This window comes from Blautia argi, from assembly GCF_003287895.1.
GTDB lineage: Bacteria > Bacillota > Clostridia > Lachnospirales > Lachnospiraceae > Blautia > Blautia argi.
Window position 1 is genome coordinate 3156701 of the sequence record NZ_CP030280.1, and the last position, 15800, is coordinate 3172500.

Below are 15800 nucleotides of genomic sequence, written 5' to 3' on the forward strand. Positions count from 1 at the left end.
TTTATTCTGCGTGTGCTGCTTCGTATTCAGAAGCCCAGCCATCTACAAATGCAGTTTTCACAGCGTCCCATTCGCCTGTTCCCTGTGCATATTCCAGCATTGCAGAACCAACCTTATTCTTCCATTCTTCGGAAGGCATGGTTGTAAAGTTCCAGCTTACCGGTGTTTTGCCTGCTTTTGCATATTCATCATTTGCTTTTACCAACGGGTTTTCCGGCAGATACTCGTCAAAGGTCTTAAACGGTGTAATAAATCCCATTTCATTTGCAAGCATATCTCGTCCTTCTTCACTTTCTACAACCCATGTGAGGAAGTCCAAGGTTGCCTGAATATCTTCTTCTGATGCTTTCTTATTTACACACCAGTAGTTTTCAGAACCTGTGCAAAGTCCCTGATTTTCTTCACCTTCTGCACCAATGTAGATAGGAAGCATTCCCATATCTTCATCTGCTACTTCCATGTCTTTAATATCATTGTAAGCCCATGTTCCGTTCTGATAGAAAACAGCCTCGCCAAGTGCGAATTCAGAAGCCGCATCTTCACCTGTCTTAGAGGAAATCATAGAAGGTTCACAAGTGGAGTCTTTTAAATATAAATCCCATACATTTTTGAAGTTTTCAAGATAAGTGCCTTTGATTGCCTCTGAGGAAGTAATTCCGTCTTCTTTATATTCATAGTAAACCGGAAGGTTTGCTAAATGTGTTTTAAATCTCCAGTCAGAAGAAGCATCCATACCGGCAGATGTAAATGCGCCGGAAACACCTAACTCATCTTTGTTTTTCTGAATGCCGTCTGCTACTTTTTTCAGCGCTTCAAAATTGTTTAATTCATCAATGGATTTGATTTCTGCATCCGGAAGTTCAAAGTATTTATTCAGCAGTGCCTTATTATAAATCAAACCATAAGTTTCAATTACATAAGCAATCCCCTGAACAGCATCTCCGTCTTTTAATACATAATCGTCACTGCTCACATCTTTATAAATCTGAGAGTCGGATAAATCATAGCAGTAATCCTTCCAGGAAGCCAGTCCCACCGGACCATTTACCTGAAACAGTGTAGGAGGCTCGTCCTTTGCCATTTCAGATTTCAAAGTAGACTCATAAGTACCGGCTGCTGCTGTCTGTACCTCTACTTCCACACCGGTTTCATCTGTATAAGTTTCTGCCAATTCTACCCACTGGTCTGCCTGCTCCGGCTTGAAGTTCAGATAATATACCTTTCCGTCTCCACCTTTTTCCTTGTCACCTTGTACTTCGGAAGACTCTTCCTTTGATGGTTCTTTGTCTTCGTTTTCTGTGCTGCCACCGCATCCTGCCAGCATAGATGTAAGCATAGTTGCTGTCATCAGCATTGCAAATACTTTTTTAAATTTCATAATTAGTTACCTCCCTTTATTTACGTGCTCTTTTGTTTGTCTATATTATATCTATGCAGGGCTGAAAAAAATATAATAAAAAACCCAGAAACATGTTCAATTTCCATGTTTCCGGGCTCTTTCTGTGCAATATGCTTCATTTATAAGTCAATTTCTATTTTTTGTTGTTCGATTTTATGCTTCTCCGCAAATCCAGTTAAAATCATAGTCAATGCTCCGTCACCAGTCACGTTACAAGCCGTACCAAAGCTGTCCTGCAATGCAAAAATTGTTAAAATCAAAGCTGTACCTGTTTCGTCAAATCCTAAAACGCTGATAATCAACCCCAGAGATGCCATAACCGTACCACCCGGTACTCCCGGCGCTCCAATGGCGAATACGCCTAAAAGAATACAAAACAGTATCATACTTCCCACAGACGGCAGTTCTCCGTATAAAATCTTGGAAACTACCATAACAAAGAAAACTTCTGTCAGTACAGAACCACAAAGATGGATATTGGCAAAAAGAGGTATTCCAAAATCTACCATATCGTCACGAAGCTCCGGTTCTGATTTCTTGGCACAACGCAAGGCAACCGCTAAGGTAGCCGCAGATGACATCGTTCCCACGGCTGTCAAATAAGCCGGACCATAGTTTTTCAATACCTTCCACGGATTTTTGCCGGAATAAATGCCTCCTATGAGGTACAAAAGCGCCAGCCAGATATAATGCCCTGCCATGACAATTAAGATTACCTTTAAGAATACAGGAAGCTGTTTTGTAATGGTTCCTTCATAAGATAATGCACAAAAAGTAACGGCAATAAAAAATGGCAAAATCGGAATGAGTACTTTTGATACGATTAAAAGCACAATCTTTTGAAATTCATCCAAAAGCTTTACTGTGGTCTTTGCCTTTGTCCATGTTGCCGCAAGGCCAAGTAGAACAGATAAGACCAAGGCGCTCATAACTGGCATAATCTGAGGAATTTCCAGTTTAAATACCAGTTCAGGAAGTTCTTTTAATCCGTCTACCTCTGAAACAATGGACAAATGAGGGATAAGTCCATACCCCGCTCCCATAGAAAACAGAGCTGCCAAAACAGAGGAGGAATAGGCGCAAAGAATTGCCACTCCCAGTATCTTAGACGCATTGTTTCCTAATTTTGTAATAGACGGCGCAATAAAACCGATAATAATCAGTGGCACACAAAAGGTAATTATCTGCCCCAGAATAAACTTGGCAGTTACCACTACGTGCATCACTGGAAGATTTGCTGCCTGCCCTGCGAGAATACCGATTATCACTCCTAAAAGCAGGCGAAAAGGTAAGTTATTGAATAATTTTTTCACTATCTTCTCTCCTTTCTTTTCCCTTTTGGGTTTTTGAATTTCTACATTATACCCTAGGTTTATCTATCCGTCTATAATTTTATTCTCTCTTACACTATTTTTATGTCACATCAGCAACATAATTCCCTTCTGCGAACTGCATATTTTCACACGAAATGTGTTTTTTATTGTATAGGTTTCCGAAGGAATTTCCTATACAATAAAGAAACGCCAGGCAACAGCCCTCAAGCTGCGCCTGACATTTTCTAATGTATGTGCAGGGATTAAACCAAAAAGGCAAAACCGTTATCTGCTCCGTATGTATCAAAGCATCCTTCCACTATTCTGCAGTTTCTGTACTCTCTTTTGTTTTGTCCTCTGCATCCTTGTCCACCTGCGTTTCTACAGGCTCCTCTGTTTCTACTTCCGGCTGTTTAATGGTATACTGATCTGCATCGGTCAGTGTCACCTTTTTCCATTCCTTTTCATCTACGGTGAGCTTTGTATCTTTTTCCCAGTCCTCTATTAAATCATTATAAGCCTCCTGCTTACGCTCATTTACAATGCTTAATTTCTCCTGGTCTGTTGCCCCTCTGTCCAGTACACTGTCCATACGCACAACATAGTAGCCGTTTTCGCCTTCTACAACCTCACCGCAAAGCTCGCCGTCCTTCAGATTTTTTACTGCTTCCTTCACTTTCTCGTCCACAAGAGTATCGTCTTTTCCAAAGGTGGTGTCCAAAACGCTGAGATTCTCATCGACTTCCTTTGCCAGGGCGTCCATATCAGCCGCTCCTGTATCTTCTGCTGCCTTTACTTTATCCAGAACAGCCTGTGCCTGATTTTTCTTTGCCTTCTTCTCTTCATCAGTCAGCGGTGTGGTCGTTCCGTCTTCGTTCTGCTTATCACCTGTATCTACTCTGCAGTAAGTAATTTTACTCTGTGCAGCTTCAGAATCCTCCACATTGGTATCCACATCTGCTGTCATTGGGGCATACATTTTATTCTGATAAGTGTAAAGTTCCAGAAGCATTTCTACGTCCGCCTGTGTCACAGCAAGCTTTTCCAGAATTGCTTTGTCATTTGCCTCTGTAAATGCCTTTGCTGCTTCCTCAATACTTTTTTTCTCTTCTTCGGAAACTGTCACATCATAATCCTTTGCATGCTGCTTTAAAAGCACCATAGTTTTTAACTGGTCTGTTACACTTTCCTTGGTAGTATCTGCATAGGTTTTGCCGTTTCCTGCGTCCTGCTCCCACATACCAGCAGTGCTTCCTCCCATCATGGCATAATAAGATGCCATCTGTGCCTGATTCATACGAAGCATCAGATTTCCGGTTCCTATGGTTATTGTTTCCTCCCCTCCTGTAATCAGTGGTTTGGTTCCATCTATTTTGTCACTGCCGCAGCCTGCCAGCATGGACAATCCCATGGTTCCTGCCAGCACTGCACATGCAAGCTTTTTCGCTAGTTTCTTCATATGTTCCTCCCTGTCTGCAATGTCTTTTATCATTATAGACGCTTTTTCCTGAAGGGGCAAGAAAATTTTCACGGGAAAATGTGAAATTACTTTGCTTCCTCTATGACAGTCTGGAAATCCTGCAAAATCTTCCCCAAAAGCTCCAGTACGTCCAGAATTTCCTTTGGTCTGCGTCCTTTTAGGGATACCAGGAAGTACGGAGTTTCCTCCAGTTTCATTTTCAGATTGTTTTTATATTTGTCCAGAATGGCCGGGAAACCTGCGGGATTTACCTTTGCCCTTTCAAACATGGATATTTTCACTTCTTTTCCGTTCTGTTTGATTTCCTGAATATAAGCCTTATGCGCCAACGCCTTGAGATTTGCAATGGTCAGAAGATTCTGCACAGTCTTCGGCGGCTCTCCGAAACGGTCTAAAAGCTCTTCCAGCATATCCTCATACTCTTCCTGAGATTCGATTCCTGCAATCCGCTTATAAATATCCAGCTTCTGATATTCATTTGGAATATAAGAGGGCGGAATGTAGGCGTTTACCTCTAAATCAATGGCAGTTTCAAAGCTCTCCTGCTTCTTCAGTCCCTTTTCCTCCCGCACAGCCTCTTCCAGCATTTTACAATACAAATCATATCCTACTGCCTGCATATGTCCATGCTGCTCTGCACCAAGAAGATTTCCTGCTCCGCGGATTTCCAAATCCCGCATAGCAATTTTAAAACCACTTCCCAAATCTGTAAATTCACGGATAGCATGAAGACGCTTTTCCGCAACCTCTTTCAGCATTTTGTTTTTCCGGTACATGAGAAAAGCATAAGCAGTCTTGTTGGAACGTCCGACTCTTCCCCGAAGCTGATAAAGCTGGGATAAGCCCATCTGGTCTGCATCGTGAATAATCATGGTATTGGCATTGGAAATATCCAAACCGGTTTCTATGATGGTGGTGGAAACCAACACATCAATTTCCCCGTTAATGAAACCATACATAATTTTTTCCAACTGATGCTCATGCATCTGTCCATGGGCAAAAGCTACATTTGCCTCTGGCACCAGCTTGGCTACCCTATTTGTAATCTCATCTATATCATTGACGCGATTGTATACATAATACACCTGACCGCCCCGCGCCATTTCTCTGCTGATAGCTTCCCGCACCATTTCTTCGTTGTATTCCATGACAAAAGTCTGTATGGGCATACGATCCATGGGGGCTTCCTCCAGCACACTCATATCACGGATACCGATAAGACTCATATGAAGGGTTCTGGGAATCGGCGTGGCAGTCAGAGTAAGTACATCAACATTTTCCTTCATTTTCTTGATTTTCTCTTTATGAGTTACCCCAAACCGCTGCTCCTCATCAATGATCAAAAGCCCCAAATCCTTGAATTTAATATCATCGGAAAGCACTCTGTGGGTTCCGATTAAAATATCCACAAGACCTTTCTGCAGGTCTGCAATAGTCTTTTTCTGCTGCGCCGGAGTTTTGAACCTGCAAAGCAAATCCACCCGCACAGGAAAATCTTTCATACGCTGAACAAAGGTATTGTAATGCTGCTGTGCCAGAATCGTGGTTGGCACCAGATACACCACCTGCTTGCCCTCCTGCACAGCTTTAAAGGCAATGCGGATTGCTACCTCTGTCTTACCATATCCCACGTCCCCGCAAATCAGGCGGTCCATAATCTTCGGACTTTCCATATCCTTTTTGGCTGCTTCTATGGCAAGAAGCTGGTCTTCTGTTTCCTCGTAAGGAAACATTTCCTCAAATTCCTTCTGCCAGACTGTGTCCGGCTCATACTGAAATCCTGACTGCGCCTGTCTTGCAGCATAAAGCTTTACCAGGTCTTTGGCAATATTTTTTACTGCGCCCCGCACCTTTGTCTTGGTCTTCTTCCATTCCTGACCGCCCAGACGGTTCAGCTTCGGAACCTTTGCGTCTGCACCTGCATATTTTTGCAGTACGTCTAACTGGTTCGGCAGAATATACAGGGTCGTATCCCCGGCATAGTCGATTTTGATATAATCCTTTGTCACCCGGTCTACAGTAATCTTTTCAATTCCCTTATATATGCCCAGACCGTGATTTTCATGCACCACATAATCACCAATGCTCAATTCTGAAAAATTCTGTATTTTCTTTCCGCTGTACTCTGCTTTTTTCCGCCGCTTCCTTCTTCGCCTCACCGAAAATATCAGACTCTGTAATCATGACAAATTTTACAAGAGGATACTCAAAGCCCCGGCGCATACGTCCAAAGGCGGTCATAATCTCTCCCGGTGCAAGAACGCGGTTCATATCCTCTGTATAAAAACTGTTCAGCCCTTCTTCTCTTAAATCCTCCGCCAGTCGGGCTGCCCTTGTGCGGGATCCGGATAAAAGCAGCACCTGATAGCCGTTTTTGCGATACTGCTTCAAATCCTTTACCAAAAGTTCAAAGCTGTTGTTATAAGGGCTGACAGACTGGGCAGAAATGTGGAACTGATCTTTGATGTCCCAATCCCCCTTCTGCTGCTCAATAGTGCAGAGAGATACACATTTTTTCTTATTTAATTTGGAAACCGCCTGCTTACAGCTAATGAGAAGGTCTGTCTGTCCGGGCAGAAGATAGCCTTTTTCCAGCCTGTGCTTCATGCTCTCCTGAAATTCTGCTTCTACTGCAGTCCCCTGCTCCACAAGACGGTTTGTTTCGTCCAGAATTACCAGGGTTTCCTCTGTCTGGAAATAATCGGTAAAGGTTACGGCATCTTTATAAAAATACCGTAAAAAATGCTCTGCCACAGAAAAATCTTCAAATTCCTTCAGGCAGTCCACAGCCTCTTCCACACTCTGTTTCAATCTGGCGCCTTCTTCTGTCAAAAAATCCTCCCGGAATTTTTTTACTGTAAGATTTTTCTCTTTTTCTATTTTTTCCAGACCTTTTTTCAAAACCTCCGGACTTAACACGATTTCTGAGGCAGGATAAATGGTGATTTCGTCCAGATTTTCTATAGAACGCTGGCTCTCTGCATCAAAGCTGCGGATTGAATCAATTTCATCGCCCCACAGTTCTATACGCACCGGATTTTCCTCTGTGAGAGGAAAAATATCAATAATTCCACCCCGGAAACAAAACTGTCCCGGAAGCTCTGCCTGGGCACATCGCTCATACCCCATGCCCAGCAGCTTTTTCTTTAATTTTTCCATATCAAGAGGACTGTCCCCGCCAAAGTGCAACGTATGCTCCTCCAGTACGTAAAGGGGAAGCAGATAATCCATACACCCGCCCATACTGGTAATCACTGTCACGCCTTTTTTCTGTAAAAGAGCGGCAATAACCTTCATTCGCTCTCTGGTCAGGAGATTCCCGTGAATATCCGCCTGAAAGAAAATCAAATCCTTTGTTGGATACAAATATACGTCCCTGTCATAAAGACGGTAATCTTCATATAATTCCTTTGCCTTTAAATCATTCTCAGCAACAATCAAACAGTTTTTCCCACACGCTTTGCCGTCTTTTCGCAAACCTTCTAAAAGCCCATATATCATATGGGCTTTCTGAGATTCCACACAGCCCGAAAGCTGGAGGATACCTTTATGTTTGGGGAGCCGGTCTTTCAACTCCCCGTATTCGCTGAGTTTTTCCAAGGGCTGCATGAATACCTGCATTTTGCCTACTCCTGTGTTTTCTTCTTTTTGCCTGCACCATTATAATGATTCATGGCAGCGTCAATACCCTTTTCCAGAATCATTTCCACAGCGTCTGCTGCCTGCTTAATGGCAATATCTACAACTTCTCTGTCTTCTGCTGAAAATCTTCCCAGCACATAATCAGCCAAATCCCAACCCTGGGGCTTGGCGCCTACGCCTACCTTAATCCGGTAAAAATTCTGTGTACCCAGACGGGTAATCATGCTCTTTATTCCATTATGTCCGCCCGCACTTCCCTTTTTCCGAATCCGAAGCTGTCCCGGTTCCAAATCGATGTCATCGTAAATAACAATCAGCTCTGATTCCGGATCTAATTTATAGTAATTCACAAATTCCGCAATGCAATCTCCGCTTAAATTCATGTAGGTCAGAGGTTTCACTGCAAGCACCTTTTCGCCTGCAATCATACCCTTGCCATACATTCCTTTATGGGCAATGCCGCCCTGGGGAATCCTGTGACGGTCAATCAGCTCGTCAATGGTGTCAAATCCCATATTATGACGGGTTTTTTCATATTGTCTGCCTGGATTTCCAAGCCCTGCTATTAAAAACATATGATACTCCTTAGTTAAAATATACCAGTTCCTGCTCCAGAGACTCTACTTCTTCTACGGACAAAGCATTCAGAACCGGACCTTCCTTGTGATAGGATTCCACATATTCATAGTCCACAACTGCGATGACCTTTACCCATTTTCCGGTTTTCAGATGCTTTGCCTCCGGGCTTTTGCAGACATAGCCAATAAAGCTGGTGTCATCTGCACAGCAGGTCATTGCCATTCTTCCCGGTACAAACACATTCTTTGCAAATTCTCTGGATTTTAATACCATTCCGGTAAAAGATACGGTTTTTCCCTCATAAGTTTCCGGGTGATCCATGGCGTCTACAAACCAGATGCCATAGTCCTCATCCATAATTTCAATCACATCTGCGTCCACATCAAAGGGCATTTTTTCTGCAAAAATATCTTCGATTTCGCCTTCCTCGTCCTCAAAAATAATCTCTGCGCCCTGATTTACCACCTTCACGCTTCTTCTAAAGGAAGCCAGCGGCATGTCCATGGAAGCGCGGTTAAACAGCACCATATCTGCGTTTCGCACCATTTCCACAAACAGGGATTTCATGTTGTTCATGTATACCTGGAAAGTACTGGCATCAACGGTAACAATGTGCTGCACAATGCCCCAGTCCTTTGGAAGCTGCATTTCTTCAAACTTGCTTACCTGCCACATACCATTGTATTCAATAATCACGCGCTCCGGGCTGTAAAAGGCATCGTATGCCACCAATCTCTCCGGTGTCAGCTCTTCAAGGCTGTTTAAAACCTCTACAGAGGTTCTGCTCTTTTTAAGCTGCTTTTCATCAAATTCCACTTCTCCCTCTTCACAGAGAATCAGAAGAGTAGGGCCGTCTATCTGAAAATAGTCCTGAGCTATGGTAAAATCCAGAAATGTGGACTTACCGCTTTCCAGGAAACCTGCCATAAAATATATGGGAACTCTGATTTCGTCTTCCATTTTCCTGTCCTTTCTTAAATTCCGAATAATTCTGCCAGTTTTGTTTCATCAATTTTAGAGCCGATGACACACAGTCTTCCTGTATAATCCGGGGAACCTGTACGAATATCTGCCTCGCCCGGAACCATGTCAAAGTAAATCCATTCTCCGTTTTCACTGGAAACCATTCCCTTTGCACGCAGAATCATACCATAGGACTCATCTGTGGAAAGCGTATTCAGAATCTGCTCGATTTCTTCACGGCTGAAAGATTTCACAGTTTCTCTGCCCCAGCTTGTGAACACCTCATCTGCGTGGTGATGACCATGGTGGTGGTCATGGCCGCAACCGCATTCTTCATGGTCATGGTGATGATGATGCTCGTGGTCATGGCCGCAGCCACACTCCTCATGGTCGTGGTGATGATGATGCTCATGCTCGTGGTCATGGTGATGATGGTCGTGGTGGTGTCCGCCGCATACCGGGCAGGTTTCCTCTTCCATCAGTTCTTTTTCCAGAGAACGGTTATTTTCCATGATATCCAGAATCTTCGCACCGGAAAGCTGCTCAACAGGTGTTGTAATCACTGCCGCTGTCTGATTCAGAGAACGGATTAATTCAACGGCTGCCTGCACCTTGTCATCAGTTGCCTTTGGTGTGTCTGTACGGCTTAAAATCACTGTGCCTGCGTATTCAATCTGATTGCTGAAGAACTCACCAAAGTTTTTCATATACATTTTGCACTTTGTCACGTCTACAACTGTAGTGAAGCTGTTAAGTTTTATGTCAACTTCTCCTTCTACCTTTTGTACTGCCTTGATTACATCAGAAAGCTTACCTACACCTGAAGGTTCAATAATAATTCTGTCCGGGCTATATTTCTGAATGACTTCCTTTAACGCCTCGCCAAAATCTCCCACCAGAGAACAACAAATACAACCAGAGTTCATTTCGCGGATCTCAATTCCCGCCTCTTTTAAAAATCCACCGTCAATGCCGATTTCTCCAAATTCATTTTCAATCAGCACCACCTGTTCTCCTTTGTATGCTTCAGTGAGTAGCTTTTTGATTAAAGTGGTCTTTCCTGCTCCGAGAAAACCGGAAAAAATATCAATTTTTGTCATGTTACATTTCTCCCTTCTGTTCTTTCTATAAAATAATAACTTACGGATAAAACATTGCAAAAGGGGACGAAAATCCATTTCCGCCCCTTAATCCCAATATAAAAACCTCTCGTTGGTCAGTATAACACATTTTATATAGAAAAGAAATCCTCAAAAAGCTCTATTTTACAGACTCTTTTCACACTTCCTATCATTTTTACGTTCCAGTTTTCATCAATCTGTGTCCACAGCTTTCCTCCCGGTGTATGCACCATAACGTCAGAACTGATAAGCCCCTGCTTCAGCGCCGCCCCTGCTGCCGCACAACTACAGGTGGCCGAGGAAAGTGTATACCCTACGCCGCGCTCAAAAATTTCTATCTGAATATTATTTTTATCAAGAACCTTCACAATCTGAGTATTAATTCTTTCCGGGAAATAATCTGCACCCTCGGAATACTTTCCGATACGGCACACTTTTTCTCTGGAAATTTCATCGGTAATAATCACACAATGAGGATTTCCAATAGACGCACAGGTACAGTCATATTCTTCCCCGCCAAAGTTAAAATATTCATGGACTGCCTCCCTTTCCGGACCTGTAAGCCCTAATTTGCGGCTGTTAAAGGAAAGCTGTCCCATGGACATCTGAATTCTGCTGCCATCCCGATTCAAATAGCGCAGTTCTACCTCTCCGCTTTTGGTATACAGAAAAAACTTCTCCTTCTGCACAACGCCTGTAATCTTTAAATAATGAGCAAAAATACGAATGGCATTGCCGCCCTGCTCCGCCTCTGAGCCATCTGCATTATAGACCTTGACATACATCTTTTCTCCGTCCATATACGGTCCTGCTACAATTCCATCTGCACCGATTCCAAAATTACGGTCACAGATTTTTCTGATTTTTTCTGTATTTAATTCCTCTGTATTTTTCTGACAGTCAAATACCAGATAATCATTTCCCAGACTGTGATATTTATAAAATTCCATATAATCCTTTCCTCCAATTTGAGATAACTTTCACATTCCAAAACACCAAATTTTTTTCTCTTATTATCAGTATATTTTCTATATTACTTTTAGTGTATCAGACACTTTTATGTTATAATATCCATATAGTGTCATAAACATTGCAAATAATGCTGTTTTCAGGAGGAACATATGAATACCTACGAAAAATCCGGCTATCTCAAAGAAGATTTTCAATATTTTCATCTGCATACCCGAAAAATGCAGGAATTTCAATACCATTATCATGATTTTCATAAGGTGCTTTTGTTTTTGCAGGGAGATGTTTCCTATCATATAGAAGGAAGAGTTTTTCATCTGTTTCCGGGAGATGTGGTGCTGATTCCTGCCGGAGAAATTCATAAGCCGGTTCTAAACAGCGCCCAGATTTATGAGCGGATTATTTTATACCTTTCCCCTGATTTCCTGACTGCTGCCGGAAATAAAGATACAGACCTGAATCACTGTTTCCTTCAGGCAAAAAAACATCAGAACAATGTTATGCGGCTTCTATCCACTTTTCAAAAGAATCTGTCTCATCTCTGTTCCTGCCTGGAAGAAGAGCTGAAAGCCCCCTCCCTTTTTGCCGGAACTCTCCGCCCTAAATATCTGGTAGGAGAGTTTATGATTCTGCTGAACCGAGCCACTCTGAATCATTGCAGTGTTTATCCGGAAAATACCTTTAAAAATGAAAAAATCACACAGATTTTAAACTACATCAACAACAATCTGGCTGCATCTTTGTCTATTGACACGCTATCCTCCCGTTTTTTTATCAGCCGCTATCATCTGATGCACAGTTTTAAAGACGCCACCGGATATACTATCGGAAGCTATATTACAACCAAACGACTACTCTACGCCCGTGCCTTGATTCGTGGCGGCGCTTCTGTCACAGACGCCTGTTACGCCAGCGGATTCCAAAATTATTCTACTTTTTCCCGTGCTTACAAAAAACAGTTTCAGACAAGCGCGAAAAAAGACCGTTGAACCATACCTCTATTACATTATATAGAAGGAATTTTTCATTTCTGAAAGGAGTATCTATGAAATATTTAGCAAAAGAACACCACATTTTTTCCATGTCCCCGGAGAACAAGCCGGCTTTGTATGTGAATAATCAGGAAATCTTTCAGCTCCAGACCCTGGACTGCTTTTGCGGCCGTCTGAAAAAAGATGGCATTTGCCCTCCGGAGGCTTTAAACCAGCCTTGTAATCCTGCCACAGGTCCTGTATATATCAATGGGGCTATGCCCGGAGATACGCTGAAAATTGAGATTTTAAAAATAGATGTGGAAAAGCAGGGAATTACGGAAATTGATACAGATTTCGGTGTTCTGCCCCATCTGGTAAAAAATAGCCTTGCAAAAACACTTCCTATACAGGAAAACAAAATCCTTTTTCACAGGGATTCCCGCTCTGATTTACAATTTGATTTGCAGCCAATGATTGGAGTGATTGGCGTTTCACCAAGGGAGGGCAGTATCCCAACAGACACCCCTGATATCCACGGCGGAAATCTGGACTGCACACAAATTCGGGAAGGTTCCTGTCTGTACCTCCCGGTACAGGTTCCCGGCGCCCTGCTGGCTCTGGGTGACTTGCATGCCTGTATGGGTGACGGGGAAATCGGGGGCTGCGGTGCAGAAATTGCAGGTGAGGTTACACTGCGGGTTTCTGTGATTTCCGGACAACAGAAACCTTATCCTATTGTGGAAACAGAGGAGAAATTAATCATCTTGGCGTCCTGAAAGACCCTGGACGAAGCGTGTGAAGCTGCTGCGGAAGCATTCTGTGATTTTCTTGTCAGCGAAATGGAGTTTACGTCTGAAGATGCTGTTATGCTGCTTTCGCTTGTGGGGAATCTTTTTGTGTGCCAGGCGGTAAATCCACAGAAGACTGTGGGGGTGTGGGTTTGGAAAAAGATTATTTTTTTCCAAACAACAAAAAAACTTCTATAAACATCACCTGTTTATAGAAGTTTTTCATATATATCTTCAAAACCGCATACACAAAACCAAACCATTTCCAACTTACCGTTTTATGGAGTCTTCGGCTTCTTCCGTTCCGAAGCGGTCATTCCTAAATGCTCCGCATTTACTCATGTCCTTTGCTTCGCAAATGACTCCGGTGCCACTTCCACGTTTCGGAATGTAAACATTCCTCTCCGTTCCAGTTTCACCTTCGCCGCTTTCTCCACTATCAGGTCAAGCCCTCGACCGATTAGTAACAGTCAGCTCCATACATTGCTGTACTTCCACCTCTGTCCTATCTACCTCGTCGTCTTCAAGGGGTCTTACTTCTTTCGAATGGGATATCTCATCTTGAGGGGGGCTTCACGCTTAGATGCCTTCAGCGTTTATCCCTTCCAGACTTGGCTACCCGGCCATGCTCTTGGCAGAACAACCGGTACACCAGCGGTCCGTCCACCCCGGTCCTCTCGTACTAAGGGCAGCTCCTCTCAAATATCCTACGCCCACGCCGGATAGGGACCGAACTGTCTCACGACGTTCTGAACCCAGCTCGCGTACCGCTTTAATGGGCGAACAGCCCAACCCTTGGGACCTACTACAGCCCCAGGATGCGATGAGCCGACATCGAGGTGCCAAACCACTCCGTCGATGTGAACTCTTGGGAGTGATAAGCCTGTTATCCCCAGGGTAGCTTTTATCCGTTGAGCGATGGCATTCCCACTTAATACCACCGGATCACTAAGCCCTACTTTCGTACCTGCTCCACCCGTCGGTGTCGCAGTCAAGCTCCCTTCTGCCTTTGCACTCTTCGAATGGTTTCCGACCATTCTGAGGGAACCTTTGGGCGCCTCCGATACCCTTTCGGAGGCGACCGCCCCAGTCAAACTCCCCGCCTGGCATTGTCCCACCGCCGGTTCACGGCGGCTGGTTAGAAACCCAATACTGCAAGGGTGGTATCCCAACAGCGGCTCCCACACAACTGGCGTTATGTGTTCTCAGCCTCCCACCTATCCTGTACATGCAATACCGAGTCCCAGTACCAAACTGGAGTAAAGCTCCATGGGGTCTTTCCGTCCTGGCGCAGGTAACCAGCATCTTCACTGGTATTTCAATTTCACCGGATGCATTGTTGAGACAGCGCTCAAATCATTACGCCTTTCGTGCGGGTCGGAACTTACCCGACAAGGAATTTCGCTACCTTAGGACCGTTATAGTTACGGCCGCCGTTTACTGGGGCTTAAATTCAAAGCTTCGCTTGCGCTAACCTCTCCTCTTAACCTTCCAGCACCGGGCAGGCGTCAGCCCATATACCTCACCTTTCGGTTTTGCATAGACCTGTGTTTTTGCTAAACAGTTGCTTGAGCCTATTCTCTGCGGCCACATCTCTGTGGCACCCTTCTCCGAAGTTACGGGGTCATTTTGCCGAGTTCTTAACAATGCTTCTTCCGCCGGCCTTAGGATTCTCTCCTCATCCACCTGTGTCGGTTTACGGTACGGGTACGATATAAACAATAGCGGCTTTTCTCGACGCATGGCTCACACACTTCCTACTTCTTTCGGTCCGCTTCACGTCTTCAGATTGCCACACGGTTTTTCCTATGTGACTCCTACCCGCTTGCCCGGGCTTCCATTCCGGGTTGTGCTTTCCACACGTGTCCCCACAGTTCTGTCATATCGTAGTACAGGAATCTCAACCTGTTGTCCATCGGCTACGTCTTTCGACTCGCCTTAGGCCCGACTTACCCAGGGCAGATCAGCTTTACCCTGGAAACCTTAGATATTCGGCCTAGAGGATTCCCACTCTATCTCGCTTATTTCCGGCATTCTCTCTTCCATAAAGTCCACAGCTCCTTCCGGTACTGCTTCTTCCCTATGCAATGCTCCTCTACCAATCCTTTTCAGGATTCCTCAGCTTCGGTGTCGTGTTTCAGCCCCGGACATTTCGGCGCAGGACCTCTCGACCAGTGAGCTATTACGCACTCTTTGAATGTATGGCTGCTTCTGAGCCAACATCCTGGTTGTCTTTGAAATCCCACATCCTTTTCCACTTAACACGTACTTTGGGACCTTAGCTGGAGGTCTGGGCTCTTTCCCTTTCGACTATCCAACTTATCTCGTATAGTCTGACTCCCGGCAATCAGTTTCATGGCATTCGGAGTTTGATATTCTTCGGTAGGCTTTGACGCCCCCTAGGAAATTCAGTGCTCTACCTCCATAAACCTTTGCCGAGGCTAGCCCTAAAGCTATTTCGAGGAGAACCAGCTATCTCCGGGTTCGATTGGAATTTCTCCCCTATCCACACTCATCGCCACCCTTTTCAACGGATGTGCGTTCGGTCCTCCATTGCCTTTTACGGCAGCTT

9 protein-coding genes, 1 rRNA gene and 1 pseudogene (1 of these 11 cut by a window edge) are annotated in these 15800 nt (G+C 44.2%); 2 read left to right on the forward strand and 9 right to left on the reverse strand.

All coding sequences use genetic code 11. From position 1 onward, the window contains the following. Window position 1: 1 nt before the first annotated feature. The 8 genes and pseudogenes from DQQ01_RS15220 to dapF all read right to left on the reverse strand — a co-directional run bounded on the left by DQQ01_RS15220 (window position 2) and on the right by dapF (window position 11447). Entirely contained in the window at window positions 2-1378 is a 1377-nt protein-coding gene (locus DQQ01_RS15220; RefSeq protein ID WP_111920687.1) for an ABC transporter substrate-binding protein, read from the reverse strand. Window positions 1379-1518: 140 nt separating this feature from the next. Further along, the gene (locus DQQ01_RS15225) at window positions 1519-2712 is read right to left on the reverse strand and encodes a dicarboxylate/amino acid:cation symporter (RefSeq protein WP_111920688.1); all 1194 of its coding nucleotides are present in this window, start codon (window positions 2710-2712) and stop codon (window positions 1519-1521) included. Window positions 2713-3031: 319 nt separating this feature from the next. Beyond that, window positions 3032-4171, reverse strand: coding sequence for a peptidylprolyl isomerase (locus tag DQQ01_RS15230; protein WP_111920990.1), 1140 nt, complete (start codon window positions 4169-4171; stop codon window positions 3032-3034). Window positions 4172-4257: 86 nt separating this feature from the next. Further along, a pseudogene (gene mfd / locus DQQ01_RS18305) lies at window positions 4258-7813 on the reverse strand (transcription-repair coupling factor). 5 nt (window positions 7814-7818) lie between these two features. Beyond that, window positions 7819-8409 carry an aminoacyl-tRNA hydrolase gene (gene pth / locus DQQ01_RS15240; RefSeq protein ID WP_111920689.1) on the reverse strand — a complete coding sequence of 197 codons (591 nt, stop codon included), beginning with the start codon at window positions 8407-8409 and terminating at the stop codon, window positions 7819-7821. A 10-nt stretch (window positions 8410-8419) separates the two neighbouring features. Next, a complete protein-coding gene (locus DQQ01_RS15245; RefSeq protein ID WP_111920690.1) occupies window positions 8420-9373 on the reverse strand; it encodes a TIGR03943 family putative permease subunit in 954 nt (317 codons plus the stop codon). Between the two features lie 14 nt (window positions 9374-9387). Then, window positions 9388-10476, reverse strand: a complete 1089-nt coding sequence (locus tag DQQ01_RS15250; protein ID WP_111920691.1) for a CobW family GTP-binding protein — start codon at window positions 10474-10476, stop codon at window positions 9388-9390. A 131-nt stretch (window positions 10477-10607) separates the two neighbouring features. Beyond that, window positions 10608-11447 (reverse strand): diaminopimelate epimerase, encoded by an 840-nt coding sequence (gene dapF / locus DQQ01_RS15255; RefSeq protein WP_111920692.1) that lies wholly within the window; start codon window positions 11445-11447, stop codon window positions 10608-10610. A gap of 171 nt (window positions 11448-11618) precedes the next feature. On the opposite strand from dapF, the gene DQQ01_RS15260 reads away from it, so the two are divergent. Beyond that, window positions 11619-12455: an AraC family transcriptional regulator gene (locus tag DQQ01_RS15260; RefSeq protein ID WP_111920693.1), complete on the forward strand. Its 837-nt coding sequence runs from the start codon at window positions 11619-11621 to the stop codon at window positions 12453-12455. A gap of 56 nt (window positions 12456-12511) precedes the next feature. Further along, entirely contained in the window at window positions 12512-13216 is a 705-nt protein-coding gene (locus tag DQQ01_RS15265) for an acetamidase/formamidase family protein (RefSeq protein ID WP_111920694.1), read from the forward strand. 452 nt (window positions 13217-13668) lie between these two features. On the opposite strand, the gene DQQ01_RS15270 is transcribed toward DQQ01_RS15265, so the two are convergent. Further along, window positions 13669-15800: ribosomal RNA gene (locus tag DQQ01_RS15270) — 23S ribosomal RNA — on the reverse strand; it runs 722 nt beyond the window's last position.

Excerpts from the sequence above, each read along its gene's own strand:
- DQQ01_RS15220 (WP_111920687.1), bottom strand. The coding sequence starts at position 1,378 with ATGAAATTTAAAAAAGTATTTGCAATGCTGATGACAGCAACTATGCTT.
- DQQ01_RS15230 (WP_111920990.1), bottom strand. The coding sequence starts at position 4,171 with ATGAAGAAACTAGCGAAAAAGCTTGCATGTGCAGTGCTGGCAGGAACC.
- pth (WP_111920689.1), bottom strand. The coding sequence starts at position 8,409 with ATGTTTTTAATAGCAGGGCTTGGAAATCCAGGCAGACAATATGAAAAA.
- DQQ01_RS15245 (WP_111920690.1), bottom strand. The coding sequence starts at position 9,373 with ATGGAAGACGAAATCAGAGTTCCCATATATTTTATGGCAGGTTTCCTG.
- DQQ01_RS15250 (WP_111920691.1), bottom strand. The coding sequence starts at position 10,476 with ATGACAAAAATTGATATTTTTTCCGGTTTTCTCGGAGCAGGAAAGACC.
- dapF (WP_111920692.1), bottom strand. The coding sequence starts at position 11,447 with ATGGAATTTTATAAATATCACAGTCTGGGAAATGATTATCTGGTATTT.
- DQQ01_RS15260 (WP_111920693.1), top strand. The coding sequence starts at position 11,619 with ATGAATACCTACGAAAAATCCGGCTATCTCAAAGAAGATTTTCAATAT.
- DQQ01_RS15265 (WP_111920694.1), top strand. The coding sequence starts at position 12,512 with ATGAAATATTTAGCAAAAGAACACCACATTTTTTCCATGTCCCCGGAG.